Raw genomic sequence first — 26,947 nt, forward strand, 5'->3', positions numbered from 1 at the left:
CATGTCCAATCGTCAGGTTCGTTCGAACCTCACGCTGCTGGCTGCCGCCATCGGGGGTTCCTTCCCGTTCGGCGCACAGGCACAGGAAACACCAGCCGTCGAACAACAGCAAGGCCAGATCCAGGAAGTCCTCGTCACCGCGCAGCGCCGTATCGCGCCGGAATCGAAGACCCCGGTCGCCATGTCCGTCATCAGCGGCGCCCAGCTCGGCAAGGCCGGCCTCGACCGTCCATCCGACGTCGCCGCGCGCTTGCCCGGCGTGTACATGAACAACGCCGCCGACGGCCTGCGCATCACCATCCGCGGCGTCAGCAATGCCGACGCCACCGACAAGGGCGAGCCCTCGGCCGCCTTCATGCTCGACGGCGTGTATATCGCCCGTCCGCATGCCCAGAACGGCGACTTCCTCGACGTCGACCGTGTCGAAGTGCTGCGCGGCCCGCAGGGCACCCTGTATGGCCGCAACACCACGGCCGGCGTCGTCAACGTGATCTCGAACACGCCAGGCAAGACGCTTGAAGGCGCGGTCGGCCTTGAAGCCGGCACGTTCGGCGCGCGCAAAATCGACGGCATGCTGAACCTGCCGGTGAACGATGCGCTGGCCCTGCGCGCCGCGGTCAGCAGCAAGCGCCGCGACAGCGTCCTGCGCAATGCCCAGGGCACGCCGCATGAACTCGGCCTCGACCGCGACGACCGCTCGGCACGCCTGTCGGCCAGGCTCGACGTCAACGCCGACGCTTCGCTGCTCGTGCGCTACGACCGCACGGTCCAGCACGATAACAACGACGTCATCGTCCCCGACACGAATTTCTACTCGGGCATCGAGACCGGCAAGCCGACCTGGCGCGACGCCTCCACGAAGGAACGCCTGACGAATGCCTTCGTGCCGCCGAACGCGGTGCCGGAACAGGGCCACAGCCGCCGCGATTCGCAAGGCCTGTCGGCGGAACTCAGCTGGAACCTGGGTCCGGCCACCCTGTATTACCTGGGTGCGCGGCGCGCATTCGACCACGATTTCCTGGTCAACTATTACTACCGCATCGTGCCCGGCTTCGCGCTCGGCGTGCGCCAGTATTTCGAGGGCGCCTACGACCAGGACTCGCACGAGCTGCGCATCGCGACAAAGGACACCGGCCGCGTCTCGGCCCAGGCCGGCGTCTACTGGTTCCGCGAAGACATGCGCCAGCTCGCGACCTTCCGCGACCTCGAACCGATCGCGCTGCCGCCGTATTACGTGTTCCCGACCGGCCCCACGGTCTCGAAGAGCCGCGCCGTGTTCGGCCAGGCCACCTGGCGCGTGCTGGACACGCTGCGCCTGACGGCCGGCGCCCGCACCACGCGCGACGACAAGTCGCGCGTTGGCTCGACCAACCTGCAGGCCGGCCCGGTGTTCGATGCCGCCACCGACCTGGCGATGCCAAACGCCGCCCGCCTGGAAAAGAGCAAGACCACCTGGCGCCTCGGCATCGACGCCGACCTGGACCCGTCGACCCTGGTGTACGGCGTGCTGTCCACCGGCTATAAATCGGGCGGCTTCAACGACGGCTGCATGGCCGACTCCAGCGCCCTCGGCGTCGCCTGCCCGGCCGCCTTTGCCGTGCCGGCAGCGGCCCTGGTCTACCAGCCGGAAACCCTGAAGTCGGTCGAGCTGGGCCTGAAGACCCGCTTCTGGGCCAACCGCGCCAGCCTGAACCTGGCCGCCTACAAGTATGACTACACCAACCTGCAGCTGTCGGGCGTGGCCATGGTGCAGGGCGTGCCGCGCTACGTCACCAGCAATGCCGGCGTGGCCAGCGTCAAGGGCCTGGAAATCGAGGCGGCGGTCAAGCCGCTGGCCAGCGCCCGCCTGACGTCGACCCTGGCCTTCACCGATGCCCACTACGTCGACTACACCCCGGACGGCATCCATTCCTGGGCCGGCTACAAGCTCGATCGTGCCCCGAGCGCGACCCTGACCCTGGGCTACGAACAGGGCTTCGGTGTCGGCAACGGCACGCTGACGGCGGGCGCCTTTACGCGCAGCGCGCGCGCCTACGCCATCGGCATCCCGAGCCAGCTGCTGCGCTACCGGGTCCCGGGCCGTACCGAGACCGACCTGAGCCTGGGCTACCAGCAGCACGGCGCCCCCTGGAGCCTGCTGCTGCGCGTGCGCAACCTGCAGGACAAGGTCGAGCCGGTGAACATCGACAGCTTCGGCATGACCGTGCCGAGCGAACCGCGCACCGTGTCGCTGCGCATGGATGTCCGCTTCTGATAACAACACCTATATAACCAGCCAAGACGAGGAACGACCATGAAGTCCATGCAACGCCATCTCCCCCGCATCACCTTCATCCTGCTGGCCCTGTTCCTCGTCGTGCTGCTCACGCGCGGCCTGGGCGAGACCACGCGCATGCTGATCGTCGGCTCGCTGGCGATGTTCGCCTGCTGCTGGGCCAGCGCGATCCACCTGCTGGGCGCGCGCGCGGCCCTGCATTTCGTGCTGATCGCGGTGTCGCTCGGCTGGTTCGCCGAGCAGATGGGTTCCAGTTACGGCTGGTTCTTCGGCCATTACACCTACACCGAAGTGCTGGGCTGGCGCATCGGCGACGTGCCGATGGTGATCCCGCTGATGTGGTTCGCCCTGACCTACATCGCCTACGTGATCGCCAACCTGATGGTGTGGCAAACGCCGGTCGACGGCGTGGCGCCTCTCGGCCAGAGCATCGTGCAATCCTTCCTGGCCGCGATGATTGTCACCGCCTATGACCTCGGCGCCGACCCCTACATGGTGTTCACCCTGAAGGCCTGGATCATGGCCAAGACCGACGGCTGGTGGTTCGGCGAGACCCTGCAGGGCTTCGTCGGCTGGATGGCCGTGTCGTTCGTCATCATCTTCCTGTTCCGCCTGACGCTGCGCCGCCGTCCGCCGGTGGCCGCCGCCAGCGTCTCGCGCGCCCACACCGTCGTGCCGCTGGCGATCTACGGCGGCAACATGCTGTTCCAGGCCTGCCTCGGCACCCCGGTCGAAACCCGCACCATCGCCCTGTTCGCGATGGGCATTCCGCTGCTGGCCGCCCTGTGCGGCTGGAGCCGCTGGCAGGCCCCGAGCATCGCCGCCGTGCCCGACGCCGCGGCCAGCCCGGTGGTTGCCGCCGCCCGCATGGCCGCCGTCGCACGGGAGGCATGATGGGGACCATGCACGATCCGGTCGTGAATGCCGATCCGCGCTACCGCGCCGACCCGCCGGCCGACAACACGGTCGCGCGCATCCTCGCCGGCCTCGATGGCGAGGCGCGCTACGACGCCATCGCGGTCGTGAATCGCGAGATCGCCGCCTGGACCACCAACGGCGTGCTGGACGGCTGGCGCGCCAGCCCCGCCACGCCGCCGCACATCGCCGCCGCGCTGGAAGACTTCGTGCACGCCGCGCGCGTGCTGCCCGACTGGGCCGACCCGGCGCGCATCGGCGCGGCGGAGGCGGTGTTCGTCGAGATGAGCATGCTGTCCTGCACCCTGCTGTTCTGCGCCAGCCTGCCCGAATGCTATGTGCCGGTCGACCTGGCCAGCGTGCTGCACACGGCCGGCCAGCTTGAACAGCACACCGACTACCGGGTGCGCTCGACCGCCGCCATGATCTTCCCGGTGATGCTGCGCGGCGGCCTCACCGCCGCGGACGGCGGCGGCGTCGCCCAGGTGCTGAAGGTGCGCCTGATCCACGCGACCATCCGCCACCTGATCATGCGCGGCAATCCGGCCGAGGTGATGGCCGGCGGCGAGCCCGGCGCCACCCAGGCCGAGCTAGCGCCCGACGGCCCCGGCCTGCACCGCGCCCTGTATGCGCGCGGCTGGAACGTGCCGCAGCACGGCCTGCCCATCAACCAGGAAGAGCTGGCCTATACCCTGCTGACCTTCCACTACGTCTTCCTGCGCAGCCTGCGCCGCCTCGGCCTGGGCCTGACGGCGGCCGAAGAAGGCGCCTACCTGCACGGCTGGAACGTGGTCGGCCACCTGCTCGGCATCGAGGAGCCGCTGCTGGTGCGCGACATGGACGCTGCCGAACGGCTGTTCGCTCGGCTGCAGGCGCGCGGCAGCGACGCCGCGAACGCCGGCGTGCTGCCCTACGGCGCGCCCGATCCGCGCCCGGCGCTGGCGAACGCCCTCATGCGGGCGATGCAGGACGAGATTCCGCTGCGCCTGCTGAAACCCTTCCCGACCCTGCTGACGCGCTTCCTGTGCGGCCGCCGCAATGCCCGCGAACTCGGCCTGATGGGTCCCGTGGCTATCGTCTCGCATGTGCTGTTCGTGGCGCTGATGGGCGCGGTGCGCGGCATCGACTTCCTGGTGCGCCTGCTGGTGCCGGGCTTCTCGATCTCGCGCCTGGTCTCGCGCGTGCTGGGCTACCGCCTGACCGTGAAGCTGCTGATGGACCAGACCCGTCCCCTGAAACTGCCCGAGGCCCTGCTGAACGGCGTCGGCGAGGCGGTGCAGGGCTGGCACCACGACCCGAAGGCGCCGGCCTGGATGAACCGCCTCGAACTGCGCCTGCGCCCCGTCGGCGCCTCCCCCACCTCACGCAAGGCCCCATGATGACGCGCGCACTGCCCGGCTGGTCCCTCCTGCGCGCGGCATGCGCGTTTCTGATGCTGGCCATGCTGGCGCTGGCCGCGCAGGCCGCATCGTCCGCAACGGCCGCGCCCGCGCCGCTGGTGCTCGACGACCGCGTCGGCAGGCTCGAGGCCTGGCCCGCCGTGACCACCCTGGACGACCCGGACGGCAGCTTCGACATCGACGCCGTGCTGGCGCGCAAGGACCGGTTCAGCGTGCCGCCGCTGGCCTACGCCACCATGGGCATGCACAAGGGCGTGCTCTGGCTGCGCATGCCGGTGAACGTGCCGGCGCACAGCGCCGGCCGCTGGATCCTCGACATCGACTACGCGGTGCTGAACCGCGTGGAACTGTTCGTGGTCGTCGACGGCCGCGTGCGCCAGCACGGCCTGGCCGGCAACCTGCAGCCCGCCGGCGGCGCGGCGCGCAGTCCGCGTACGCCGGCCTTCATCCTCGACCTGGCGCCCGGCAAGGCGCACGACATCATCCTGCGCATCGAAAACGCCGGCCCCAAGATCCTTCCGATCAGTTTGTCGCAAGCCTCGGTCTACCACCACAACGCCCTCGGCGAGCAGATGCTGCAGGGAATGCTGGGCGGGCTGGCGCTGTGCCTGATCCTGTACGGCCTGGCCCAGTGGATCAATTTGCGCGAACCCCTGTTCGCCAAGTTCGCGCTGATGATCACCGGGACCGCGCTGTTCTCGGCCGAATTCGCCGGCCTGGGCAGCCAGTACGTCTGGGGCCACGACGCCTGGACCAACATCCACGCCGGCGGCCTGTTCGCCCTGCTGTCGGCCTGCGGCGCCTACCTTTTCGTCGAACAGGCGCTGGCGCGCCCCGGCATGGACCGCACCTTCAGCCGCCTGATGAAGACCGGCGCCGCCCTGTGCGTGATCGCGGCCCTGGCGTACGCCTCGGGCGTGATTGGCGTCGACGGGCTGGTGGCCATCGTCAGCACCCTGGGCATCATGCCGATGCTGCTCGGGATGCCGGGCGCCTTCATGCGCGCGCGACGCGGCGACCTGGTCGGGGTGTACTTCCTGGTCGGCTGGTCGATCAGCTTCACCAGCTCGCTGGTATTGAGCCTGGTGATCAACGGCGTCCTGCCGGCCACCTTCGGCACCATGCACGCGCTGCAGTTCGGGAATGCGGTCGACATGCTCATCTTCATGCGCATCCTCGGCCTGCGCACCAAGGCGATCCAGAACGCCATGCTGCGCGCCGAAGCGGCCACGCGCATGAAGTCGGACTTCCTGGCCAACATGAGCCACGAGATCCGCACCCCGATGAACGCGATCATCGGCATGAGCCGCCTGGCCCTGAAGACCGATCCCGATCCGAAGCTGCGCAACTACCTCGGCAAGATCCTGGGCGCCGGCGAACACCTGCTCGGCATCATCAACGACATCCTCGATTTCTCGAAGATCGAGGCCGGCAAGATGACGCTGGAGCGGGTGCCGTTCGACCTGAACGAACTGCTGGAGCACCTGTCCAGCCTGACCGCCGTGAAAACCGACGCGCGCCGCGTCGAGCTGGTGTTCCGGGTCGGGCGCGGGGTGCCGGCGCGCCTGGTGGGCGACCCGCTGCGCCTGGGCCAGATCCTGATCAACCTCACCAACAACGCGGTGAAATTCACCGAGCGCGGCGAGATCGTGGTGGCGGTGGAGCTGGAAGCGCGCGCAAGCGACGGCGTGACGCTGGCCTTTACCGTCAGCGACACCGGTATCGGCATGAGCGAAGACCAGCTGGCCCATTTGTTCCAGTCCTTCAGCCAGGCCGACGGCTCGATCACCCGCAAGTACGGCGGCACCGGCCTGGGACTGACCATCTCGAAGCAGCTGGTCGAGCTGATGGAAGGCAGCATCGGCGTCACCAGCACGCCGGGCGTGGGCAGCAGTTTCCGCTTCACCGTCAAATTGGGCATCGGTCTCGAGGCCGACCCGGCGACCCTGGCCGCTCCTGCCGCGCCGCTGAAGGACGTGCGCGTGCTGGTGGTGGACGATTGCGAGACCGCGCGCGAAGCCCTGGTCGAGATGCTCGATTCGCTGGGCGTGGCCGCGCATGCCGTCGATTCGGGCGAGCAGTCGCTGGAACTGCTGCGCAGCGCCAGTGCGCGCGGGGCGCCCTACCAAGTGGTGCTGATGGACTACCTGATGCCGGGCTGGGACGGCGTCGAGACGATCCGCCGCATCCACGCCCAGGCCGAGCTGGGAGCGCCGCCGGCGATCCTGATGGTCAGCGTCTGCACCCGCGAGACCGTGCTCCAGCACGAAGGCGCGCTGCCGCTGCACGGCTTCCTGACGAAGCCGATCGGCCCGGCCCTGCTCTACCACAGCCTGCTCGACGTCCTGTGCCCGGAAGCCGCCGCCAAGGCCCCGGCGCGCCTCGACACCGGCGCGCGCGAACTGGCGCGCCTGCGCGGCGCGCGCATCCTGCTGGTCGAGGACAACACCAACAACCGCGAAGTGGCGCTCGACTTCCTGGCTGCGGCGCCGGTGCAGGTGGACGTGGCCGTGCACGGCCTGGAAGCGCTGCAGATGGTGCAGCAGCGCGACTACGACCTGGTGCTGATGGACATCCAGATGCGCGAGATGGACGGCTTGACGGCGACCCGCCGCATCCGCGCCATCGAGCGCCTGCGCGACCTGCCGATCGTGGCCATGACCGCGCACGCGATGGCGGGCGACCGCGACAAAAGCCTGGCGGCCGGCATGAACGACCACATCACCAAGCCGATCGACCCCGAGCAGCTGTTCCGCGCCCTGCTCACCTGGATCGACCCGCAGCGCCTGGCCGGACGGGTGGCGCCGGTGCTGCTGGCGGAAAGCGCCGCGCCGAACGCCCCGGTGCTGCTGCCGTTTGTTGACGGCGTCGACTGGGATGCCGCGCTGGCCGGCGTCAATGGCCAGCAGGCGCGCCTGTTGAAACGCGTGCGCAGCTTCGCGCAGGAATACCGCGGCGCGCCGCGCCAGCTGCTCGACGCCCTCGCCGGCGGCGACCTGGCGGTGCTGCAGCAGCTCTCGCACAACCTGAAGTCGAGCGCGGCCTACGTGGGCGCGCACGCCGTGTCGCACGAAGCCGGCCAGCTGGAAACCGGCCTGCGCGCCGGCGACACGGCCGCCCCGGCGGCGCTGGTGCCCGGCCTGGCCGCGGCGCTGGAAGCAGTGCTGGAAGGCTTCGACGGCCTGGTGAGCCCGCGCGGGATGCGCGCCAGCGTGGCGGCTCCCGCCGCGCTGCCGGAGCTGGTGCAGCGTCTCGGCGCCTACCTGCGCGAGGATGACGCCCGCGCCCAGAGCGCGGGCGCTGAACTGCAGGCCCTGCTGCCGGGCGACGCCCATGCGGCCGAACTGACGGCCCTGGTCGCGGCCGTGGACGACCTGGAATATGCGGCGGCGCTGGAGCCGCTGGCGCGATTGGCGCGCCAGCTCGGCGTCGACCTCGGGGAGCCGGCATGAAGTCCGAGCCGCAAAAGGTCTTGATCGCCGACGACGACGCCATCAACCGCGACGTCCTGTGCGAACTGCTGCAGCCGGAATACACGGTGCTGCTGGCGAAGAACGGCGCCCAGGCGCTGGAACGCGCCGTGCGCCACGTGCCCGACCTGGTGCTGCTCGACGTGATGATGCCCGACATGAGCGGCTACGAAGTGCTGCGCCGCCTGCGCGCCACGCCGGCCACCGAGCACCTGTCGGTGATCTTCATCTCGGGCCTGGACCGGCCCGAGGACGAAGCCGCGGGCCTGAAGATGGGCGCCTCGGACTACATCGCCAAGCCCTTCAACGCCACCGTGGTGCTGGCGCGCGTGGCCCTGCACCTGCAGCTGGTGCGCCAGCGCCGCATGCTGGAGCACCTGGCGAACGTCGACGGCCTGACCGAGCTGGCCAACCGGCGCCGTTTCGACGAGGTGTACGCGGTGGAATGGCAGCGCGCCCGGCGCACCGGCGAGCAGCTGTCGCTGGCCCTGCTCGACATCGACTGCTTCAAGCAGTTCAACGATCTGTATGGCCACCCGGCCGGCGACCGCGCCCTGCGCGCCGTGGCGCGCGCCGCCGGCGCCCAGATGCGCCGCCGGGCCGACATGGCGGCGCGCTACGGCGGCGAGGAACTGGTGCTGCTGATGCCGGATACCGACGCGAAACAGGCGGAATACGTGGCGAATGCGATCCGCGAAGCGGTGGCGCTGAGCGCGATTGCGCATGCAGGGTCGACCGCCGCCGACTGGCTGACGGTCAGTATCGGCGGCGCCACTTTCCTTCCCGAGAGCGGGGAACCGGCGGCGGTCCTGTTCGAGGCGGCCGATGCGCATCTCTACAAGGCCAAGCAGGCGGGCCGCAACCGCGTGGTCTGGCGCGCATGAGACAGCAAAAGCTGACGCTGAATCGGTCGATCAGTACGCACGCCCGGGTAGCGGCCGCGATCGGACGCGGCCTGGCGCGCGTCCGCTGGGCGGCGATGCCGCTGCTTCTGTGTACCTTGCCGGCCCATGCCACGCCTGCGCCGCCACCGGTACCGCCGGCACTGCGCGAAGCCAGGATGACGGTGACGGTCAAGCTCGTCGAGACACATAAGGGAGTGGTCAGCAAGATCACCGAGCTGTGTACGGTGAGCGGATCGATTCCGGTGTATGCCGATGACGGCGGCCCTGCTCTCTTCAAGGGCAGGGACATCGCGGGGTGCCGCATGCCCGCGAAAGGCAGGCAACTCGATGTGTCCGTATGGGGCGCGAAAGCCATCTCGGACAAGGCTGGTACCTATGCGACTGCGGGCGTGAGCGTGGTGCCGCCTGACGCCGTGCGACTCTGTTCCATGTGCGGGCCGCAACCGCTGGCCGATTCCAGGGCGGAAGTCCGGGTAAGCGGCACGCCCGCGTCGGTAAGCTTCGACCTGAACGTGAATCCTGTGTCCTTGCTGAACGCGAAAGGAAGCGTCTGGCTGGAAGGCCATGTCGAGATTGTCGACTGATACGATTGCGTGCATGCCCCGGTGGAGTAAGGAGCGGCCAGGTTCGGCCAGAAGCGGACGTACACATCATTCCCTTACAATGAAGATGATGCGAAAACTGAACATTCTGTTTCTTGTGCTGTGTTTTGCATCTTCCTCGACGGCATGCCATTCATACGAACGGAGCATCACGCCCCAAGTCGGCATTCCTGCGAATTGTTTGGCGCCGCCATGGCCTAAAAGCAATGTCCGTTTTGGCGAGCCCCCGAGCATTGATCTCGCACTGTTCATTGATCTTACGGGAGCAGTCTTAACGACAAGAATAGTCAAGTCGACGGGTGCACGGGAATTCGATAACGCCGCCCGCACAGCACTTGCCCAGTGCCGATACCTTCCTCTATTGCATAATGGCAAGCCAGTACACGGCTGGGTACAGGTCCACTATCAGTGGAGTTTAGAGTAGGTTGCGTGCCTGCTTCGGCTGGGTTGCGGTCGATAGCGGAGGCTGCTTTATGACTGCCACTGTCAGAATCGTGGAGCGACCGTGTAGTGAGCTGCTTGATTTCAGCGGCTTTGACCGCCGTAGCGGCAATCGTCCACATCCCCTGCATCGAGACCGACACCTCGCTGCCCGTCAACCAGCTGCCGCTCCGAATCCGCTGCTTTTTTTCCCGCTTGAATACGGTTAAACCCAGCCCAAATAGCGGAACTGATCCACCTGTGACTATTGGATAGTTTCTAGCTATTTCTAACTGGTAATATGCGATCCGGCTAACCCTCGGTCGCCCGCACCATGCACTGCGACAGCCGGTCGAAATGAAGCAGCGCCGCTTGCGTGAGCTCGATGCGCTTGCGCCGCGTGTCTTCGGTATCGGCCAGCATGATCCAGCCCTTCTCGCGCATCGACTTGAGCCGGTTGTGCACGGTGGCCGGGGCGCCGAGTTCGTTGTTGCCCATGACGTCGCGCACGCTGAGGCGCTGGTCGGTCTGGCCGGCACGCGCGATCAGCGCCAGGATGCGCTCTTCCAGCGGATCGAGCTCAGGCAGCGACGGCAGGCCGCGCAAGGCTTCGGTCAGCTGGAGAAAGCGCAAATAGATGTCGGCGGGGCGGGTTTTCTTCATCGGTTAGTGGTTACGAATGGCTGTCGGCGCTCGCAGGCGAGGGTCGCATGGCGAAGTGGCGTCCTGGTCCGGCCAGTCCGGACTATTTTACTGCACCAGGGTATGAAACAGCTTCAATTGCACGCGCTGATGGTGGGCGCCACCATCGTGATGTTCTGCGCCGCGCTCGCGGTCAACGAATTGCTCTTCCTCCGCTTCGAATTCGCAGCGGGCATCAACTGGATCTACCTGCCCGCCGGCGTGCGCCTGTTGTCGACCCTGCTGTTCGCCGAAGCCGGCTTCGTCGGCCTGTTCCTGGTCGGCTGGGCCGCCTGCAGCTTCCTGTTCTTCCCCGACGATCCGCTGCGCTCGGTGGCCGGCGGCTTCCTCGGCGCCTTTGCGCCCTACCTGGTCTACCTCATGATGCGGCACCGCTTCGGTTTGCAAGCCTCGCTGGCGAACCTCACGCCGGCCCGCCTGCTGTTCTGCGCCTTTGCGTACTCGATCGCCAGCCCCCTGCTGCACCACCTCTGGTTCGGCCTGGTCGAACACAAGCCCGACCTGCTGCGCAGCTTCGTGGCGATGGCGACCGGCGACTTCTGCGGCACGATCGTCGTGCTGTACGGCGCCAAGCTGGTGCTGGAACTGGTGGCGCCGCGCCGTCGCCCCGTGTAACAGCACAGCGCCCACCCGGCGATTCGCGCAAATCGTACCAAAAATCAGATCGATAGCAAACCAGTTTCTGCTATGTAAAATTAATTTTTTATTTGATCTGGTTTTTAGAGCGAAGTCTTCTATAATTCCCCGGCTGCAATATTTCAAAATAATAATGACGCTGGCGCTGGAGCAAGTGTTCGCTGCACGCTGCCTTGCCGGCGTCCCACCAGGGAAGACCATGAAGAAACGACTACTGACGATGGCACTCGCACTGGCCCTGGCGCCGGCAGTGGCCAAGGACTTCGAAGCAACGGGACGCGGCAGCGCCGCCATCGCGGCCGGCAATCCGCAGACGGTCAAGGCGCTGTCGCTGGCCGCCGCCAAGCAGCAGGCCCTGGTGGCCGGCATCAACAAGATCAATGGCCCGGACTCCGCCGCCGACCCGAAGGTGGCCGCCAAGCTGCCGAGCATCCTCGACCAGCTCGGCGACGAGCGCTTCGTCAACCGCCGCAGCCAGGCCGTCGGCGACGCTTTCGAAACCAGCGTCACCCTGCTGATGGACGACAAGGAGTTCCGCACCCTGCTGAGCGACGCCGGCATCGCCGCGAATACCAGCACCGCGCGCAGCTTCTCGGTGCTGGCCGTGATGGACGAATTCTTCACCACGCCGACCGACCTCAAGGCCCCGCTCGAGGAACTGGAAGAATTCAGCCACGAAAAGGGCAGCTCGTTCAAGGACAAGTCGATCGCCAGCAGCTCGAACAAACGCGCGGCAAGCAGCGCCGCCAGCGCCAATTCGTCGGTCGACGCCAGGATGGCCGCCTCCGGCAGGGAGAGCAGCTCGCACGACAGCCGCCTGGACGCCAGCAGCGCGGCTTCGATGTCGGGCGCCGCGCGCGATCCCTACGGCTCGGTGGCCGTGGCCGGCTCCGCTTCGAACAGCATCTCGGCGCGCGACAAGGGCGCCTCCAGCGCGCAGTACGCGGCATCGGGCTCGCTGAAGGCGGCCAGCGCCAGCAGCAGCGCATCGGCCAGCGCCAGCAGCAGTGCCTCGCTGTCGGCGAAGAACGTCGCCGCCGAGGAGCACGACAACGTCCACTATAAAAAGCTGGTGCGCTACCAGCCGCAGAACCGCGGCCCGGAAAAGACCAGCCTCACCTACAACGCCCTGAAGGGGCAGATGCAGGACTACGACCTGAAGGTGCTGGACAACGATCTCTTCAAGAGCAAGTACTTCCAGAACAAGCCGGTCACCATCGAGCAGATGCAGCAAAGCGCCGACCTGGCGAAATACGTGGGCTTCGCGCGCAGCGATGCAAAAGCCGACTTCTTCATGCTCGGCACGTCGGTCATCATCGACTCGGGCCGGAACGCGGCCAGCGGCGAATTCGTCTGCACCGGCGTGATGACCGTGAAGACCTTCTCGACCGCCAGCGGCGAGGACATCGCTTCCGAGACCACGTCGGAATCGGCGTCGGGCCAGAACCCGAACGACTGCGCCGCGAATGTGTCGAAGAAGCTGGCGGCCGTCGGCGGCCCGGCCGTGAGCGCGCGCATCGCCGAGTACTGGAAGCGCCGTAGCACCTACGGCCGCGAGTACATCATCACCCTGCAAGGCAAGGACCTGGGCGACGCCGCCACGCGCGGCCTGGCCAAAGCCATCAAGGCGATCGAAGGCGTGGAGAAATCGACCCTGCGCAGCCAGACCGACAACGAGTACCAACTCGTCGTGGTCTACAAGGGCGAATCGCTGAAGGACGAGATCGACGACCGCCTGGACGCCCTGCCCGCCTTTGCCGCGCGCCGTTCGCGCGTGGAGAGCGACCAGATCACGATCTGCATGACGACCTGCGCCGCGCCAGCATCGGCATCGGCATCGGCATCGGCCGCACCTGCCGCCAAGGGCAAGAAGAAATGAAGCGCGGCCTGCTTGCCTGCGCGGTCCTGCTGACTGGCGCGCTGAACGCCGCGCCGGCGCTGGCCGCCTCCGCGCTGAAGCTGTACCCGGTGCGCGGCCTGTTCCAGCCGGCGAACGACGCGGGCCTGATCCACGCCGCCTTCCGCGACGCGGTGCCGGCCGCCAGCGGCGGCGCCTACTTCCAGGACGAATTCCGCAAGGCCTTCCCGGAAGCGGTGGCCAACGTCGCCGACAAGGACCGCCGCTTCACCCTGGTCAGCTCGGTGCAGATCGCGCGCGCGTCCAGCTACACGGTGGACAAGGTCGACGGCACCGTCGACGTGCTGGCCCCGGTATCCGGTAGCCTGTACTTCACGAACGCCGTCAGCGGCGAGGTGCTATACACGGTGGCGGCCACCTATTACGCCCGCGCCACGGTGGCGCGCGGCGCCCTCGATGCCGCGCGCCGGCAGGCGATGTTCCAGGAAGCCTGGCAGGGCCTGGTGGCCGAGCTGCTGGCGCGCGCCCGCAGCCAGTTCAAGCCGCATACCGTGGCAGCCACCGTCAAGCGCGACTGGAACGGCCTCTACCTGCTCGACCGCGGCCGCGACGGCGGCGTGGCGAAAGGCGACCTGCTGTCCGACGCCGAAGGCAACACCCTGGAAGTGGTGCACGCGGCGCCTGGCTACGCGGTGGGCACGGCCAGCCTCGGCAAGATCAGCAAGGGCGCCAGCTTCGCGCGCGAGACGAATGCCGACCTGAACGAACTGAAACGCCCGCGCGTGATGGTGCTCGTCGACGGCGTCCCGGACGGCATGCCGGCCGAGATCGTCGGCCAGCTGTTCACCGACCAGCTGGGCGCCAGGGCCGCGCTCAGCGTGGTGCAGGTCAATCCGCTCTTCACGCAGGTGCTGGAAACCGCCTTCTCCAGCACCGCCCTCTCGAACGAACACCGCGGCAAGCGCGAACTGCCGGATTACTTCCTGCGCCTGAACGTTCCGGAGTCGCGCAGCTTCGAGCTGCCGTCTTCGCTGAAGAACCGCAGCGTGCGCAGCTACCGCACCGTCGCCACGGCCGAACTGGTCGACCGCAGCGGACGCGTGATCTTCGCCACCCGCGGCGCGGACCGCAGCGACGACCAGGTGGTGGCCGGCATGGCGCTGGACGAAGCCAGCCGGCGCGAAGTCTCGCTGAAGAACGCCCTGCTCGACCTGGCCGCGCGCATCGGCAGCGAGCTGAAATTCGAGCAGAGCACGCTGGCGCTGGAGTCGAACGCGCCGCTGCGCCTGCAGGACCGCGACGGCATGCTGGCGCCCGGCGCCCAACTGACCCTGCTGCGCAACATCGGCCGGGTCGACGGCATTGCCGGCGAGGTGCGCGTGCCCTTCCAGGACACCGCGGTCGAGCGCGTCGAGGACGGCGCGGCCCTGCTGGGCGCGGGCCTGGCCCTGACCGGCGCCCCGGTGGCGCCGGTCGTGGGCGACCTGGCCCTGGTCGACAGCGTGAACGGCGTCAAGACCGCCACGCGGCGCCGCTTCGCCGCCTGCGGGCCGGCCGAGCAGCTCGGCGCGCTGGCCTTGCCGGCCTTTGGCGACCTGGCCTACAACGGCTTCGCCGGCGCCTACCGCGCGCCCTTCTACTCGCCGGCGGTGTTCGCGCGGGTGCAGGAACTGGTCGGCCCCGACACCCGCTTCAAGGCGCGCCTGGCGTCGGTGGCGGCGGCGCCCGACTACTGCGCGCAGGCGGTCTACCGCATCGATCCGGGCCCGGCCACCTGCGGCGGCGAGCCGCGCGTGTGCCAGGACCACGCCACCGTGCGCATCACCTGGCGCATCCGCCAGGGCGAGCAGGTGGTCGCGCGCAGCGGCCTGGAGACGAAGGTCGCCGGCGCCGGCTACCTGGAAGGCGCGCCGGCCGCCGCCCGCAAGAATGCCTTCGACAGCGACCTGCTCGACGCAGCGGGCAAGCTGTCCGGGGATATCGCAGCAGGTCTCAACAACCAGAAGTTCAACTCACCATAAAAAAGGCAGAACCACAATGAAAATCCAAAACATCGTCCTGGCCGCCACCCTGGCCGCCGCCATCGCGCCACAGGCTGTCGCCGTCGACTTCGGCCTGCCGAAACTCGGCAAGAGCAACGCCGCCAGCAGCGGCAACGTCGACGCCGACATCAAGAGCTTCCTGCAGACCGCCGACGAAGCGCGCCAGCTGACCGGCCAGTCGGCCCTCTCGCTGGGCCAGGCACTGCTGACCAAGACCGAGATGGAAGCCGCCGAAGCCGCACTGGCGGCGGCCAACGCCATCGCCGACCCGAAAGAGAAGGAAGCGGCCAAGGCGAAGGTCGTGACCGACGTCCAGGCCCAGCTGGCCAAGGTCGACTTCGACGCGGCTGCCAAGGAGCTGGCGAAGGCCAACGACAAGAAGAAGAACGCCCTGGTCGGCAACTCGATGTTCAACTTCGTGCTCGGCCTGCTGAAGGACAAGGAACTGGCAAGCCGCGGTTCGGCCCTGGCCTCCTCGGCCGCCAGCAACCCGATGCTGCTGGCCAAGGCCGGCCAGGTCAAGGACGTGCTGAGCTCGCTCTCGAGCCAGATGGGCGACATGGGCAAGATCGCGACCGGCCTGCAGAAGATGGCCACCACGATCAAGTCGGTGCCGCTGCCAACCAGCGCCAGCGCCGCGCCGGTTGCCATCGCCGACTGAAAAATATTGCAATTGGCAACAAAATAATGCGCTAGATCATCGATTCCATCATTACACTAAGTACTCACCCAGAAATAACTGTGTTTTTGGCTGCCATAACCGGCGCGTTGCTGCGTTGGCTCGCGCTTGCAGTGCTCGCACTGCGGCGCACTCGCCGCCTTGCACCGCTTCCGGTTCTGTTTGCCAAAATTCACATTTATTTCCGGTCGAGTACTTAGCGCTCGCTGCTGAGCAAACCAGGCAGGCCACGCACCCCATCCGGGCGCGTGGCCTGTTGGCGTAACAAGAGACCCGTTTTCGTCCTGCGAATCACATGCCGTCATTCTCGACACACACGCTGCGCTGCGCCGCCCTCGGCCTGGGCCTGGGCCTGCTCGCGGCCCAGCCTGCGCTGGCAGCGCCGGACTGCGGCTGGCGCGATCCCGGCCTGCGCGCCGTGCTGCGCCCCGGCGCCAGCTTCGAATGGCGCGCCGGCGGCCCGCCCGAGCGCCTGCCCGCCGCGCCGACCCGCATCGCCCTCTGGGGCGACAGCCTGACTTCCTCGCGCGACTTCATCGACGCCGCCCTCGACGCGGCCGGCATCGCCCGTGCCGGCGTCCAGCCCTCCTTCATCCAGGCCGGCATCCAGGTGCCGGGCCTGCGCCTGCCGCTGAAATCGGCCTGCGCCACGCCGGGCTGGCAGACCGGCTACGCCCACAAGGAAATGCGCAAGCCGTCCTGGTATGGCAAGGGCCTGCTCGGCATGCGCTCGGGCACCCCGGGCGACAGCATCCTGCTCGACTTCCGCGCGCCGCACCCCGACGCGCGTGTGAAAGCGCTGGACATCGTGTTCGAGAAGCCGCAGGCCGACGGCTCGCTGATGCTGGCGCTTGCCGTCGACGGCGGCGAGGAGCGCTTCGTGTCGCTGAGCCGCAGCGCCGCCACGCGCCTGCACATCGTGCCGTCTGCACCGATGGCGGCGCTGCGCATGCGCCTGGTGTCGGGCCAGCTGACCGTGCACGGCTTCGAGCCGGTGTATGCGCAGGCGCCGGGCACGATCCTCGATACCTTCAGCGTCCCGGGCGGCACGCTGCGCGCCTGGTCGTATGTCGACGAGCGCCTGGTCGCGGCCACGCCCGGGGACTACGGCCTGGTGCTGGTCCAGTACGGCACCAACGAAGGCGCCAGCCCGCGTTTTTCCCGCAACGACTACCTGGCCTACCTGCGCAGCAACCTGGGCCGGATGCGCAAGGTCTATCCGCAGGCGCGCTGCATCCTGATCGGCCCGCCCGACCGCGGCGTGCCCGGCGCCACGCGCGAAGCGGCGCTGAAATATGCCGTCGTGCACAGCCAGATCGCTGCTGCGCAGAAACAAGTTGGCCAGGAACAAGGCTGCGGATTCTGGGACTGGCAGGCTGCCATGGGTGGGCCGGGCGCCGCCGCGCGCTGGGCCGGCATGCAGCCGCCGCAGATGCAGAAGGACCTGACCCACCTGACCGCAAAAGGTTACCAGCTGAGCGGCCGCATGTTCGGCCAGGCGATGCTGACCGACAAACACTGACCATCCAACGCATTCATGTCCCGCTCCAAGACAACCCCTGGTGAACCACGTTTTGCCGAGCTCGATGGCCTGCGCGCGCTGGCCGTCGTGTCCGTGATCATGTTCCACTGCGAAGTCTCCGGCCTGCTCAGCGCCGGTTTCTTCGGCGTCGACATCTTCTTCATGATCTCCGGCTTCATCATCACGGCCAAGCTGATGGATGAATTCCGCGAGAAAGGCGATTTCCGCTTCTCGACCTTTTATTTCCGGCGCCTGAAGCGCCTGCTGCCGCCGGTGGTCGGTCTGATCGTGCTGGCGGCGGCCACCGTGCCCACCGCCGGGGGCGCCTTCGACCAGTTCCGCAGCGACGTGCCGGCGGCCCTGGCCTATGTGTCGAACTGGTGGCAGATCTGGCATGAGCAGTCCTACTTCGACACCACCCCGCTCGTGCTCAAGCACCTGTGGTCGCTGGCGGTCGAGGAGCAGTTCTATTTCGTCTGGCCGCTGCTGGCCTGGTGTGCCCTGAAGCGCTTCGGCGAAAAGGCGACCGGCGTGCTGGCCCTGCTGCTGGCGCTGGCCAGCACCGCCTGGATGGCCTGGCTCTACCAGCCCGACATCGACAACGCCTTCCGCAACCGCCTGTATCTCGGCTCCGACACCCACGCCATGGGCCTGTTCGCCGGCGCGGCGCTGGCCGGCTTCTGGAACCCCTGGCGTGCGGCCACGCGCCAGGCGCTCGCGCGCTGGTCCTGGCGCATCGCCTCGCTGGCGGCGCTGGCTGGCCTGGGCTGGATGATGCAGGTCCTGAACAACGACGACCCCGCCACCTACCAGGGCGCCTTCCTGCTGGCGCCGGTGCTGACCTGCGTCGTCGCCTACACCGTGATGGGCGACCGCGCCTTCGTGCTGGCCTGGCTGCTGCGCACGCGCCCGATGCAGTGGCTGGGCGTGCGTTCCTACTCGCTCTACCTGGTGCACTGGCTGGTGTTTTCCTGGATGCGCCTGCACGGCTGGACCGACTTCGAGGACCCGGCGGTGCTGGCCGGCGGCTTGCTCGCGGTCGGCCTGCTGGCCGAAGCGCTGTACCGCTGCACCGAAGCGCCGATGAAGAAACTGAATACGGGCGGCTTCGACCTGCGCCGGATGAAGACCCTGGTGGTCAGCTACAGCGGCGCGGTGGCGGCCCTGTTCGTCGCGACCGCGCTGTACGGCATCCGGCCCGCCCCGCTGGTCGCCGCCGGCCCGGCCAGCCAGGACAACCCGGTGCAGGCGCCGCCCGCCGTCGCGCCGTCCGACCTGCCGGTGGCGGACGCCGCGCCCGCCATCAGCGACGAGGAACTGGCCTCGAACGACAGGATCTCGGGCGGCGGCGACCTGTTCGCGATCGGCGACTCGGTCCTGAAAGGCGCCCAGGCGCACCTGGAGAAGGTCATCCCCGGCATCCGCATCGACGCCGCCGTCGGGCGCCAGGCCAGCCAGGGACTGAAGGTGGTCAAGGAGTGGCGCGCGGCCGGCGGCAAGGCGCAGACGGTGCTGGTGCACCTCGGCACCAACGGCTACATCACCGAAAGCCAGTACCGCGCCCTGCTGGCGGAACTGGCCGACCGCGAGCACGTGCTGCTGGTGAACGTGCACGTGCCGAAGCCCTGGATGAAGCCGAACAACGAGATCATCAAGCGTATGCCGGCGGCGTTCCCGAACGTGCGCGTGATCGACTGGAACGCCCTGTCAGAGGCCCGGCCTGCCTTTTTTGGCAAGGACAACACCCACCTGACCATGAAAGGCATCCGGGCGCTGACTGTCCAGATCAAGGAAGCCACTGGCGGAACAGTTATCATGCCGTCGGGCGAACAGGATACAATGTTGGCTAAAAGCAAGGAATTAGTCCATCCATTGGCGCCGGCCGCGAGCAAACCGGCGGCGCCCGAGGCAGAGACGCGCAGCCCGGCAGCGCCCCCGCACAAGGAGGCGCCCGCCACGCATCCCGCGCCTGCCACCGAGCCACCTGCCGCCCTTGACGCCGGCGACAAGGTGGAGAAGCGCACGGCGAACCCGCCGGACAACCGTGCGGACAACCACGCGGCCCCAGCCTCGCCCGCTCCGGCCGAGGCGCCGCCAGTCGATTGAGGGCCATCCGCCTGCCCCGTGCAGGCCTGCCGATGGCCCGGAAAAGGAGACCCATGAAGGCTTTACGTAGTGTGTTAACCCTGGTGCGGGTGCTGGGCGTCGTGGCCGTGGCCATCGTCGTGTATGCCTGGATCTACCCGGAGCGTCTCGGCCAATGGCTGGGCCGGGAGCAGGCCGAAGCCCAGGCGGAAGCCCAGGCCGCCGCCGCACCTGCGGTGGCGGCGCCTGCCGCGCCGGGCGCAGCAACCCCGGCCGGGCCGGCTGCCCCGGTCGTCGCTGCCCCGGCCGCTGTTGCCCCGACCGCTGTTGCCCCGGCCGTTGCGGCGCCGGCCGCGAGTGCCCAGCCGCCCGCCGTTGCCGCCGCCGAGACCGTGCACAAGCCGGTCAAGGCCAGCAAGTCCCAGGCCGCGATGGCGCAGTGGCTGGGCGCGAAGTACCGGGTGTCGCCGTCGATGCTCGAAATCCTGATCGTCGAAGCCGACAAGCTGTCGAAGACCTATAAACTGTCGCCCAACCTGATCATCGCGGTGATGGCGATCGAATCGAACTTCCACCCGTATATCCAGAGCGAGGCCGGGGCCCAGGGCCTGATGCAGGTGATGCCGGCGATTCACGCCAAGCGCTACGAAAAGTTCGGCGGCAAGTCGAGCTTCATCGATCCCATCGTCAGCCTGAAGGTCGGCGCCGAGATCCTGCGCGACTGCATGAAGCTGAAAGGCGGCTCGGAAGACGAAGCCCTGCGCTTCTACTTCGGCGGCGGCGCGTCCAGCGGCGCCTATATCGACAAGGTGCGCGCCGAGCAGCGCCGCCTGAACATGGTCGCCGCCGGCAGGCAGGTCGCGATCGATTGAACCCTTTGCCGCTCCGGCGGCGCCATGGAGAGCGCATGCGCAGACCCTTGTCCCTGATGTTGTTCGCGGCCGCTGCGCTGCCCTCCCTCGCTGCGGCCCAGCCTGGCGCGCCCGCCATCCGCCAGCTGCTGGTCCAGGCCCGGCCCGACCCCGCGCCGCTGGAATGCGAAAAGGCGGCGCCGGTCGTGCGCCGCGCCGCCGCGCCGAACGCCGATCCGCTGGAGGTGCCGACCGCCGAGACGGTGCGGAGCATGTCGCCGAACGCCGACGCGGCCTTGGCATACGGCCCCGCCGTGGCCCAGCCAACGGTGCCGGCCAGGCGTCCCGGGCCCGGCCCTTACCGCATCGGCATCTGGGGCGACAGCCACCTGGCCGCCAACTTCTTCACCGAGGAGCTGCTCAGGCAACTGAAGGCGCCCGATAGCGTGACGAACACCCTCATCCCGGCCAACATGGGCCGCGCCGGAGTGCGCCTGCCGCTCCTGCGCTCCTGCGTGTCGTCGCAGTGGAAGTACGAACCGAACTACGTGGGCGGCGACAGCGCGGCCGCGCCCGGCCCCGGCTTGACGAACATGTTCGCCGACCAGCCCGGCGCGACCCTGGCCTGGGATGTGCGCAAGACGGCGCAGTCGTCCGGCTACGAGCGCGTGCGCATCCTGTACCAGCAACTCGACGCGCCGATGGTGGTCGGCATCAGCGTCGACGGCGGCGCCGAGCAGGAAGTGTCGCTGTCCGGCCCCGCCGGCCCGGCGGCGCTGGAGCTGGCGGCGGACCTGCCGATCTCCCAGGTCAAGTTGCGCCTGCTCGACGGGCGCCTGCGCTTCCATGGGCTGGAACTGCTGCCGCAGCAGCCGGCGCCCTTCGGCATGGACGTCTTCGGCTATCCCGGCGCCACGGTGGCCGGCTGGAAGGCGACGAAGCAGGACTACCTGGCCAGCTGGTTCGCGAAGGACCAGTACCAGCTGGTGATCCTGGAGTTCGGCACCAACGAGGGCAACGTCAAGCCCTTCGACCTGGCGGCCTACCGCAAGACCCTGGTCGAGTCGGTGGCCAACATGAAGGCGCTGTTCCCGTCGGCGGCCTGCGTGCTGGTGGCGCCGGGGGACCGCGGCGTGCTGGTGCCGCGTTCGGCGAACATCCGCAAGACGAAGACCAGGACGAAGACCAGCAAGAAGAAAGCGGCGCAGATCGACCTGCTGCAGTATTCGCGCATCCACGCCGAGATCGGCCGCGTGCAGGCCGAGGTGGCGCAAAGCGCCGGCTGCAGCGCCTGGAGCATGCAGGACGCGATGGGCGGCCAGGGCAAGGCCTACGACTGGGCGCGCCAGTCGCCGGCGCTGATGGCCAAGGACCTGATCCACTTCACCGTCGGCGGCTACCAGCGTTTGGCCCAGGAGTTCTTCAAGGACATGGGCTGGGCGCCGCTGCCGGCGGCGGACGCGGAAAGCCGTTGATCGCGAGAGCGAGGACAGGAGCAAGGATCAGGAGCAATGCGGCCGAAATCGCGCGATAATAGCGGATTGCCCGTGCCGCCCGGCCCTTGAAGGATTGAATATGGAAAGAAATACACGACAGCGCAAAGCCATCCAGGACGTCATGGCCGCTGCCGGCCGTCCGCTGTCACCGCAGGAACTCCTGGAACACGCGCAAGGCGCCGTGCCGGGCATCGGCATGGCCACCATCTACCGCAACATCAAGGCGATGCTGGAATCGGGCGACATCGCGGCCGTGTCGCTGCCGGGCGGCGGCGACCGCTACGAGATCGCGGGGCACGAACACCACCACCATTTCCACTGCCGCGCCTGCGACAAGGTGTACGAGGTGCATGCCTGTCCGGGGGACATGAAGAAGCTGACGCCGGAAGGGTTCGTACTGGAGTCGCACGAGTTGACCTTGTATGGCTTGTGCAGCGCTTGCCGGTGATGCGTGCATTGGACCGCGTGGGCACGGGGCGCCCACCCTACATGTGACACGTTAACGCTTGCGTTCTATGTTAACGCTGATCGCGTAGGGTGGGGTAATCGAGGCCAGTGGCCTCGATTACGTGCCCACGCGTTCAACGATCAGTGCACAGCCCGACCCTTCCCTTCGATGCAGCGCTTGCACCCCCGATGATTGCGCAAATGCGCCGACACCAGCAACACACTGCTGACGATCGCCAGCACCGTCTCCGCCCCCTGCCCATAACGCGGCCCGACAAAGAACACCGCCGCCAGGAAGCAGGCCAATCCCAGCAAGCCCACCGGCAGCACGAAGGGATCGCGGTGCGCCAGATACCCCGGCAATAAAGCCAGCAGCACCGGCACCGTCACCGCCGCCAGCAGCAGGTCGTGGAAGGCGTGATGCTCGCCCCCCAGCCCCAGCACCGGAAACGCCAGCACCAGCAGCGGCCCCGCCACACAGTGGAGCAGGCACAGGGCCGACGCGGCGATGCCCGCATAGTCGCCCAGCTTGATCAGATTCTTCATACGCTTTCCAAACAATGATGCCCGGCGCGTCCGCGACAGGACGCGCCGGGCGAAGCGAGCCTTCGGCCCGCCCCTCTGCTACGCATTAAAAGACCAGGCGCAGCCCCGCCGTCAGGTTGCGGCCGGCCAGCGGCGCCGCGTTCTTGATGAACGAGGTGTGGCTGAAGGCCAGCTCGTTCGTCGCGTTGTTGATGCGGGCGTAGAACTGGGCCGGCACGCCGCCGATGCGGGTGGTGTAGTGGGTGCCCAAATTCAGCATGTTGTAGCCGCCGGTCGGCGTCTCGAACTGGGCCACGTCGTCCTGGCTGCCGACGTGCACGAATTCGACCAGGCCGTGCCAGCGCTGCCAGTTGGCGTCGAGCTTGGCGCCGACACGGTAAGGCGCGATCCGCGGCAGGTTGCGGTTGGCGCCGTCCTCGAAGCGGGCGCGCACCATGTCGCCGAACAGGCTGGCGTTCAGGCTGGAGGTCAGCTTGCGCCGCACTTCGCCTTCCAGGCCGGTAAAGGTGGCGTCGCGCTGGGCGTACTCGATCAGCTGGAAACCTTCGTGGGCATCCAGCGTATTCGCGTAGATGTAGTTGTTCACGCGGTTGTGGAAGGCGCTCAGCGAGAAAGTGGTCGCGCCGGCGTACTTGCGCAGCGTGAGATCGACGTTGTTCGAGGTCTCCTTGGTCAGGTTCTCGTTGCCGATCTCCCAGGTGCTGGTGGCCAGGTGGGCGCCGTCGGCGTACAGCTCCTCGGCGGTCGGCAGGCGGTGGCTGCGCGACACCGAGGCGCGCAGCGAGTATTCGGGGCTGAACTTCCAGACCGCACCGGCAGCGACCGAGGTGCCGCGGGCGCTGGTGTCGCGCCGGGTCTCGGAATCCACGTCGATGTCCTGCCACTCGTGGCGCGCCGCCGCTTCGAAGCGCCAGTCGCCCAGCTTGTATTCTTCAAGCAGGAACACCGCGTGCTTCTTCGTGACCGTCGACGGCACGTAGGCTTCCTCGCCCGAGGCGGCGAAGTCGCGCTTGCCGGTCTGCAGGCCGAGCACGCCGCGCCAGCCACCCAGCGGCTTGTGTTCGAGTTCGAGGCGGCCGTCGTGGGCCTTGTTCTTGAAGCTGGTGGCGACGATGCCGTCTTCCAGCTCGTCGTGCTGGTAGTCGGTGATCGAGGCGCGCACGCGCAGCTTGCTGAAGCCGGCCAGCGGCTCGCGGTATTCGCCGCGGATGTCCCAGCGGTCGCTGTCGAGCTTCACGACCGGGACGTCTTCGGCGCCATGTTCGTGCTCGTGCTCGTGATCGTGGTCCTCGTGGCCTTCCTCGCCCTCCCCCCCCTCTTCCTCGTGGCCGCCGCAATGCAGGTGGTCGCCGTGCGGGTGGCAGGAACCGAATTCGTGGTTGTGGCCCGGGATGCCGTATTCGCTGCGTTCCTTGGTGTAGGCCGCGCCGATGAAGCCGCGCTCGCCGATCCATGACAAACCGACACTGCCCGTCTCGCTTTCCTTGTAGCTGCCAGGTACGCGGCCGCCGCCTTCCCAGCCGCTGCCGACCTTGTAGGCGTCGGCATCGCGCAGCACGCCCTCGGCGTGGATGGCGAGATTGCCCGCGCCGCCGGTGAATTCGAAGGCGGTGGTCTTTTCCTGCGCCACCGAGTTGGCGCGCAGTTCGACCGAACCTTCGAGCGGTTTTTCCGGCATCGCGGTCGGGATCTTGCGGTCGAGGATATTCACGACGCCGCCCACAGCCCCGCCGCCGTAGGCCAGCGCCGACGGGCCGCGCAGCACTTCGATGCGCTCGGCCAGCACCGGCTCGAAGGCGACGGCATGGTCCGGGCTGATGGTCGAGGCATCCTGGATCTCGGCGCCGTCGGACAGGATTTTCACGCGCGGGCCATCCATGCCCCGGATTATCGGACGGCTGGCGCCGGCGCCGAAGTGGCTGGAGGTGATGCCGGGCTGGCCGGCCAGGGTCTCGCCCAGCGTCGATTCGCGGGCGCGCACCAGCTCGCCGCCGCCGAGCGAGGTGACCGGGGTGACCATGTCGTCGCTCAGCAGGCCGAGGGCGCTGGCCGAGATCACGACAGTCGGGATGCTGTCGGGATCCTTGTCCAGCCGTGACGATGCGTTTTGGGCATGCGCGGAGGCGCTGAAGGCCAGCAGGATGGCGAGCGTGAGCGGCGTGCGTTGGCAGGCGAGGACGTGCATGGGGCGGTTCCTTATCCGGTGACGATGGGTTTTTCTTGATGCCGCGAGCGGCCTGGCATTAATTATAATGAGAATTCACTATCAATAGAAGAGCCGTTCGTGTTTTTCTGCGCACCAATGCAAAAACGGCGGCACCAGGCCGCCGTTCGGAAGGTTTGCCCGGCACGCTGCCGGGGGCGATGGGTCAGCGGCTGCGGCGGCGGCGCACCGAGGCGATGGCGGCCACGCCGAGCAGGCTCAGGGCCAGCGTGCCCGGTTCCGGCACCTTGAAGATGTCCAGCACGTTGTCGTCGAAGAAGTTATCCAGGTCGTAGCCGAAGTTGCGCACAAAGTTCATCGTGTAGTCGACCGAGAAGGCCGAGGCCGGCACGTCGAACCAACCCTGGTACTGCTGCCAGGCGCCGTCGTGCGAGTCGAGCGTGCTGCTTGCCACCGTACCGAGCACGCTGCCGTCGATGCCGAGCCAGGTCAGCGACACATAGCCATTGTCGCTCGGCGTGCCCTGGTCCAGGCCCTGCTGCCAGAACGACACCTGCGCGCGGCGGTTGGCATCCAGCCCGCCCAGCAGCACGTTCTGGGTCAGCGAGCCGAACTTGCCGCGCCCGCCCAGGAACATGTAGTCGCCGCTGTGCGGATCGATGCCTTTGTCGAAGCTGCCGTCGTCGACGCGCGGCTTCGAGACGCCGCCGACAGTCCACCCTTCCAGGGTGCCGGTTTCGGCGCCGCCATTGATCAGGAGGCTGGCGTGGGCGGTGCCGGCAAGGATGAGCGAGGCGGCAGCGAGGGCGATTTTCGTACGCATAGGACAGTGCATGAAGCTAAAAATAAGTGAGGCACGACCATATCAGTTCCGAATCGTGCATACAACTTATGTGTGCACAGAAAGATACGTTACTTTAAATCATCATTGACGACTCAGTGACAATTCATTGGCGCGACCAGCCCGAGACGATGATCGCCATGCCGCACAAGGCAATCGCCGCACCTGCCCAGTCCAGGGTCGAGAGCTTGACGCCGTCGACGAAGCGCAGCCAGACCAGGGCGGTGGCCACATACACGCCGCCGTAGGCCGCGTACACCCGCCCGCTCGCCGCCGGATGCAGGGTCAGCAGCCAGACGAACAACGCCAGGCTGGCCGCAGCCGGCACCAGTAGCAGGATGGAACCGCCCTTGCGCAGCCACAGGTAGGGCAGGAAGCAGCCGACGATTTCGGCAAGGGCGGTGGCGACGAACAGTAAAGCGGTTTTCAGGAGCATGAGGGGTCCGGTCAGGATTCAGGCGCGGTGGGCGTCGCGCAGCGCGCGCAAGGCCAGGCCGATCAAGTCGCCGGCACGCAATTCGGCATGCAGCTGCATGGCATTGCCGTAGGTGAGTTCCATCACCAGCGCGCCCAGCACCAGCGGTGCGACCGGCGAGCGGCCATCCGGGAAGATCTTCGCCAGCCGCGAGCCGACGGCCTTCCACTGCTCGTCGAACAAGCGCGTGTGGCGCTCGAACAGGACCGTGTGGTTGCGCACCAGGCGCGTCAGGTCGAGCACCAGCATGCGCAGGTCGGGTTCGTGCTGCAAGCCGTTGGCCCAGGCGCAGACGGTGGCGATGGCTTCCTCGGCGCCCTCCACCGCATCGAGGCGGCGGCAAAGTTCATCGGCCTGGCCGCCGGCGTAGTAGTCGAACAGCTCGAAGAACAGTTCGTCTTTCGAGGAGAAGTTCGAATACAGCGCGCCCTTCGAGTAGCCGGCTTCCTCGGCGATGCGGTCGACCGAGGCGCCGGCGTAGCCTTCGCGCGAGAACACGACGGCGGCCGAGGCCAGCAGGCGCTCCCGGGTCTGGGCGCGGCTCTGCTCGCGCGTCAGGCGGGCCGGCCGGCTGGGCGTGGGCGTTTCCTTGATGGCGTCGGATGGGTTCATGGTC

22 protein-coding genes are annotated in these 26,947 nt (G+C 67.8%); 16 read left to right on the forward strand and 6 right to left on the reverse strand.

What is annotated here, in order from left to right:
- Nucleotide 1: 1 nt before the first annotated feature.
- The 7 genes from QPK31_RS08125 (at nucleotide 2) to QPK31_RS26210 (ending at nucleotide 9,991) form a co-directional block, all read left to right on the forward strand.
- Nucleotides 2–2,254 (forward strand): TonB-dependent receptor, encoded by a 2,253-nt coding sequence (locus tag QPK31_RS08125; protein ID WP_290422448.1) that lies wholly within the window; start codon nucleotides 2–4, stop codon nucleotides 2,252–2,254.
- Nucleotides 2,255–2,293: 39 nt separating this feature from the next.
- Entirely contained in the window at nucleotides 2,294–3,169 is an 876-nt protein-coding gene (locus tag QPK31_RS08130) for a carotenoid biosynthesis protein (protein ID WP_290422449.1), read from the forward strand.
- An 8-nt stretch (nucleotides 3,170–3,177) separates the two neighbouring features.
- Complete coding sequence (locus QPK31_RS08135) at nucleotides 3,178–4,569, forward strand: oxygenase MpaB family protein (protein ID WP_290422450.1); 1,392 nt, start codon at nucleotides 3,178–3,180, stop codon at nucleotides 4,567–4,569.
- Nucleotides 4,566–8,042: a response regulator gene (locus tag QPK31_RS08140; RefSeq protein WP_290422451.1), complete on the forward strand. Its 3,477-nt coding sequence runs from the start codon at nucleotides 4,566–4,568 to the stop codon at nucleotides 8,040–8,042. The genes QPK31_RS08135 and QPK31_RS08140 overlap by 4 nt, the downstream gene beginning before the upstream one ends.
- Complete coding sequence (locus QPK31_RS08145; protein ID WP_290422452.1) at nucleotides 8,039–8,944, forward strand: diguanylate cyclase; 906 nt, start codon at nucleotides 8,039–8,041, stop codon at nucleotides 8,942–8,944. The genes QPK31_RS08140 and QPK31_RS08145 overlap by 4 nt, the downstream gene beginning before the upstream one ends.
- The gene (locus tag QPK31_RS08150) at nucleotides 8,941–9,549 is read left to right on the forward strand and encodes a hypothetical protein (protein ID WP_290422453.1); all 609 of its coding nucleotides are present in this window, start codon (nucleotides 8,941–8,943) and stop codon (nucleotides 9,547–9,549) included. The genes QPK31_RS08145 and QPK31_RS08150 overlap by 4 nt, the downstream gene beginning before the upstream one ends.
- A gap of 88 nt (nucleotides 9,550–9,637) precedes the next feature.
- Complete coding sequence (locus QPK31_RS26210; RefSeq protein WP_374045793.1) at nucleotides 9,638–9,991, forward strand: energy transducer TonB; 354 nt, start codon at nucleotides 9,638–9,640, stop codon at nucleotides 9,989–9,991.
- Between the two features lie 308 nt (nucleotides 9,992–10,299).
- Here QPK31_RS26210 and QPK31_RS08155 read toward each other — a convergent pair whose 3' ends face one another.
- The gene (locus QPK31_RS08155; protein ID WP_290422454.1) at nucleotides 10,300–10,650 is read right to left on the reverse strand and encodes a winged helix-turn-helix domain-containing protein; all 351 of its coding nucleotides are present in this window, start codon (nucleotides 10,648–10,650) and stop codon (nucleotides 10,300–10,302) included.
- Nucleotides 10,651–10,752: 102 nt separating this feature from the next.
- On the opposite strand from QPK31_RS08155, the gene QPK31_RS08160 reads away from it, so the two are divergent.
- The 9 genes from QPK31_RS08160 to QPK31_RS08200 all read left to right on the forward strand — a co-directional run bounded on the left by QPK31_RS08160 (nucleotide 10,753) and on the right by QPK31_RS08200 (nucleotide 22,306).
- A complete protein-coding gene (locus QPK31_RS08160; RefSeq protein WP_290422455.1) occupies nucleotides 10,753–11,304 on the forward strand; it encodes a hypothetical protein in 552 nt (183 codons plus the stop codon).
- A gap of 220 nt (nucleotides 11,305–11,524) precedes the next feature.
- Nucleotides 11,525–13,204, forward strand: a complete 1,680-nt coding sequence (locus QPK31_RS08165) for a hypothetical protein (RefSeq protein ID WP_290422456.1) — start codon at nucleotides 11,525–11,527, stop codon at nucleotides 13,202–13,204.
- Nucleotides 13,201–15,204: a hypothetical protein gene (locus QPK31_RS08170; RefSeq protein WP_290422457.1), complete on the forward strand. Its 2,004-nt coding sequence runs from the start codon at nucleotides 13,201–13,203 to the stop codon at nucleotides 15,202–15,204. Before QPK31_RS08165 ends, QPK31_RS08170 begins: the two co-directional genes overlap by 4 nt.
- Nucleotides 15,205–15,220: 16 nt before the next feature.
- A complete protein-coding gene (locus QPK31_RS08175; protein ID WP_290422458.1) occupies nucleotides 15,221–15,886 on the forward strand; it encodes a hypothetical protein in 666 nt (221 codons plus the stop codon).
- A 313-nt stretch (nucleotides 15,887–16,199) separates the two neighbouring features.
- Nucleotides 16,200–17,426 carry a GDSL-type esterase/lipase family protein gene (locus tag QPK31_RS08180; RefSeq protein ID WP_290422459.1) on the forward strand — a complete coding sequence of 409 codons (1,227 nt, stop codon included), beginning with the start codon at nucleotides 16,200–16,202 and terminating at the stop codon, nucleotides 17,424–17,426.
- A gap of 15 nt (nucleotides 17,427–17,441) precedes the next feature.
- Nucleotides 17,442–19,532 (forward strand): acyltransferase family protein, encoded by a 2,091-nt coding sequence (locus QPK31_RS08185; RefSeq protein ID WP_290422460.1) that lies wholly within the window; start codon nucleotides 17,442–17,444, stop codon nucleotides 19,530–19,532.
- Nucleotides 19,533–19,585: 53 nt separating this feature from the next.
- Nucleotides 19,586–20,383, forward strand: coding sequence for a lytic transglycosylase domain-containing protein (locus QPK31_RS08190; protein ID WP_290422461.1), 798 nt, complete (start codon nucleotides 19,586–19,588; stop codon nucleotides 20,381–20,383).
- A 35-nt stretch (nucleotides 20,384–20,418) separates the two neighbouring features.
- Nucleotides 20,419–21,837, forward strand: a complete 1,419-nt coding sequence (locus tag QPK31_RS08195) for a hypothetical protein (RefSeq protein ID WP_290422462.1) — start codon at nucleotides 20,419–20,421, stop codon at nucleotides 21,835–21,837.
- 100 nt (nucleotides 21,838–21,937) lie between these two features.
- The gene (locus tag QPK31_RS08200; protein WP_290422463.1) at nucleotides 21,938–22,306 is read left to right on the forward strand and encodes a Fur family transcriptional regulator; all 369 of its coding nucleotides are present in this window, start codon (nucleotides 21,938–21,940) and stop codon (nucleotides 22,304–22,306) included.
- 140 nt (nucleotides 22,307–22,446) lie between these two features.
- Here QPK31_RS08200 and QPK31_RS08205 read toward each other — a convergent pair whose 3' ends face one another.
- The 5 genes from QPK31_RS08205 to QPK31_RS08225 all read right to left on the reverse strand — a co-directional run bounded on the left by QPK31_RS08205 (nucleotide 22,447) and on the right by QPK31_RS08225 (nucleotide 26,943).
- Nucleotides 22,447–22,851: a MerC domain-containing protein gene (locus tag QPK31_RS08205; protein WP_290422464.1), complete on the reverse strand. Its 405-nt coding sequence runs from the start codon at nucleotides 22,849–22,851 to the stop codon at nucleotides 22,447–22,449.
- 85 nt (nucleotides 22,852–22,936) lie between these two features.
- On the reverse strand, nucleotides 22,937–25,036 hold the full coding sequence (locus QPK31_RS08210; protein WP_290422465.1) for a TonB-dependent receptor domain-containing protein: 2,100 nt from the start codon (nucleotides 25,034–25,036) through the stop codon (nucleotides 22,937–22,939).
- A 184-nt stretch (nucleotides 25,037–25,220) separates the two neighbouring features.
- Entirely contained in the window at nucleotides 25,221–25,838 is a 618-nt protein-coding gene (locus QPK31_RS08215; RefSeq protein ID WP_290422466.1) for a PEP-CTERM sorting domain-containing protein, read from the reverse strand.
- 124 nt (nucleotides 25,839–25,962) lie between these two features.
- Nucleotides 25,963–26,292: a YnfA family protein gene (locus tag QPK31_RS08220; protein WP_290422467.1), complete on the reverse strand. Its 330-nt coding sequence runs from the start codon at nucleotides 26,290–26,292 to the stop codon at nucleotides 25,963–25,965.
- Nucleotides 26,293–26,310: 18 nt separating this feature from the next.
- A complete protein-coding gene (locus QPK31_RS08225) occupies nucleotides 26,311–26,943 on the reverse strand; it encodes a TetR/AcrR family transcriptional regulator (protein WP_290422468.1) in 633 nt (210 codons plus the stop codon).
- Nucleotides 26,944–26,947 lie beyond the last annotated feature (4 nt).

The sequence above is a fragment of the Massilia sp. YIM B02769 genome (genome assembly GCF_030411995.1).
Lineage (GTDB): Bacteria > Pseudomonadota > Gammaproteobacteria > Burkholderiales > Burkholderiaceae_D > Telluria.

Excerpts from the sequence above, each read along its gene's own strand:
- QPK31_RS08125 (WP_290422448.1), top strand. The coding sequence starts at position 2 with ATGTCCAATCGTCAGGTTCGTTCGAACCTCACGCTGCTGGCTGCCGCC.
- QPK31_RS08130 (WP_290422449.1), top strand. The coding sequence starts at position 2,294 with ATGAAGTCCATGCAACGCCATCTCCCCCGCATCACCTTCATCCTGCTG.
- QPK31_RS08135 (WP_290422450.1), top strand. The coding sequence starts at position 3,178 with ATGCACGATCCGGTCGTGAATGCCGATCCGCGCTACCGCGCCGACCCG.
- QPK31_RS08140 (WP_290422451.1), top strand. The coding sequence starts at position 4,566 with ATGATGACGCGCGCACTGCCCGGCTGGTCCCTCCTGCGCGCGGCATGC.
- QPK31_RS08145 (WP_290422452.1), top strand. The coding sequence starts at position 8,039 with ATGAAGTCCGAGCCGCAAAAGGTCTTGATCGCCGACGACGACGCCATC.
- QPK31_RS08150 (WP_290422453.1), top strand. The coding sequence starts at position 8,941 with ATGAGACAGCAAAAGCTGACGCTGAATCGGTCGATCAGTACGCACGCC.
- QPK31_RS26210 (WP_374045793.1), top strand. The coding sequence starts at position 9,638 with ATGCGAAAACTGAACATTCTGTTTCTTGTGCTGTGTTTTGCATCTTCC.
- QPK31_RS08155 (WP_290422454.1), bottom strand. The coding sequence starts at position 10,650 with ATGAAGAAAACCCGCCCCGCCGACATCTATTTGCGCTTTCTCCAGCTG.
- QPK31_RS08160 (WP_290422455.1), top strand. The coding sequence starts at position 10,753 with ATGAAACAGCTTCAATTGCACGCGCTGATGGTGGGCGCCACCATCGTG.
- QPK31_RS08165 (WP_290422456.1), top strand. The coding sequence starts at position 11,525 with ATGAAGAAACGACTACTGACGATGGCACTCGCACTGGCCCTGGCGCCG.
- QPK31_RS08170 (WP_290422457.1), top strand. The coding sequence starts at position 13,201 with ATGAAGCGCGGCCTGCTTGCCTGCGCGGTCCTGCTGACTGGCGCGCTG.
- QPK31_RS08175 (WP_290422458.1), top strand. The coding sequence starts at position 15,221 with ATGAAAATCCAAAACATCGTCCTGGCCGCCACCCTGGCCGCCGCCATC.
- QPK31_RS08180 (WP_290422459.1), top strand. The coding sequence starts at position 16,200 with ATGCCGTCATTCTCGACACACACGCTGCGCTGCGCCGCCCTCGGCCTG.
- QPK31_RS08185 (WP_290422460.1), top strand. The coding sequence starts at position 17,442 with ATGTCCCGCTCCAAGACAACCCCTGGTGAACCACGTTTTGCCGAGCTC.
- QPK31_RS08190 (WP_290422461.1), top strand. The coding sequence starts at position 19,586 with ATGAAGGCTTTACGTAGTGTGTTAACCCTGGTGCGGGTGCTGGGCGTC.
- QPK31_RS08195 (WP_290422462.1), top strand. The coding sequence starts at position 20,419 with ATGCGCAGACCCTTGTCCCTGATGTTGTTCGCGGCCGCTGCGCTGCCC.
- QPK31_RS08200 (WP_290422463.1), top strand. The coding sequence starts at position 21,938 with ATGGAAAGAAATACACGACAGCGCAAAGCCATCCAGGACGTCATGGCC.
- QPK31_RS08205 (WP_290422464.1), bottom strand. The coding sequence starts at position 22,851 with ATGAAGAATCTGATCAAGCTGGGCGACTATGCGGGCATCGCCGCGTCG.
- QPK31_RS08210 (WP_290422465.1), bottom strand. The coding sequence starts at position 25,036 with ATGCACGTCCTCGCCTGCCAACGCACGCCGCTCACGCTCGCCATCCTG.
- QPK31_RS08215 (WP_290422466.1), bottom strand. The coding sequence starts at position 25,838 with ATGCGTACGAAAATCGCCCTCGCTGCCGCCTCGCTCATCCTTGCCGGC.
- QPK31_RS08220 (WP_290422467.1), bottom strand. The coding sequence starts at position 26,292 with ATGCTCCTGAAAACCGCTTTACTGTTCGTCGCCACCGCCCTTGCCGAA.
- QPK31_RS08225 (WP_290422468.1), bottom strand. The coding sequence starts at position 26,943 with ATGAACCCATCCGACGCCATCAAGGAAACGCCCACGCCCAGCCGGCCG.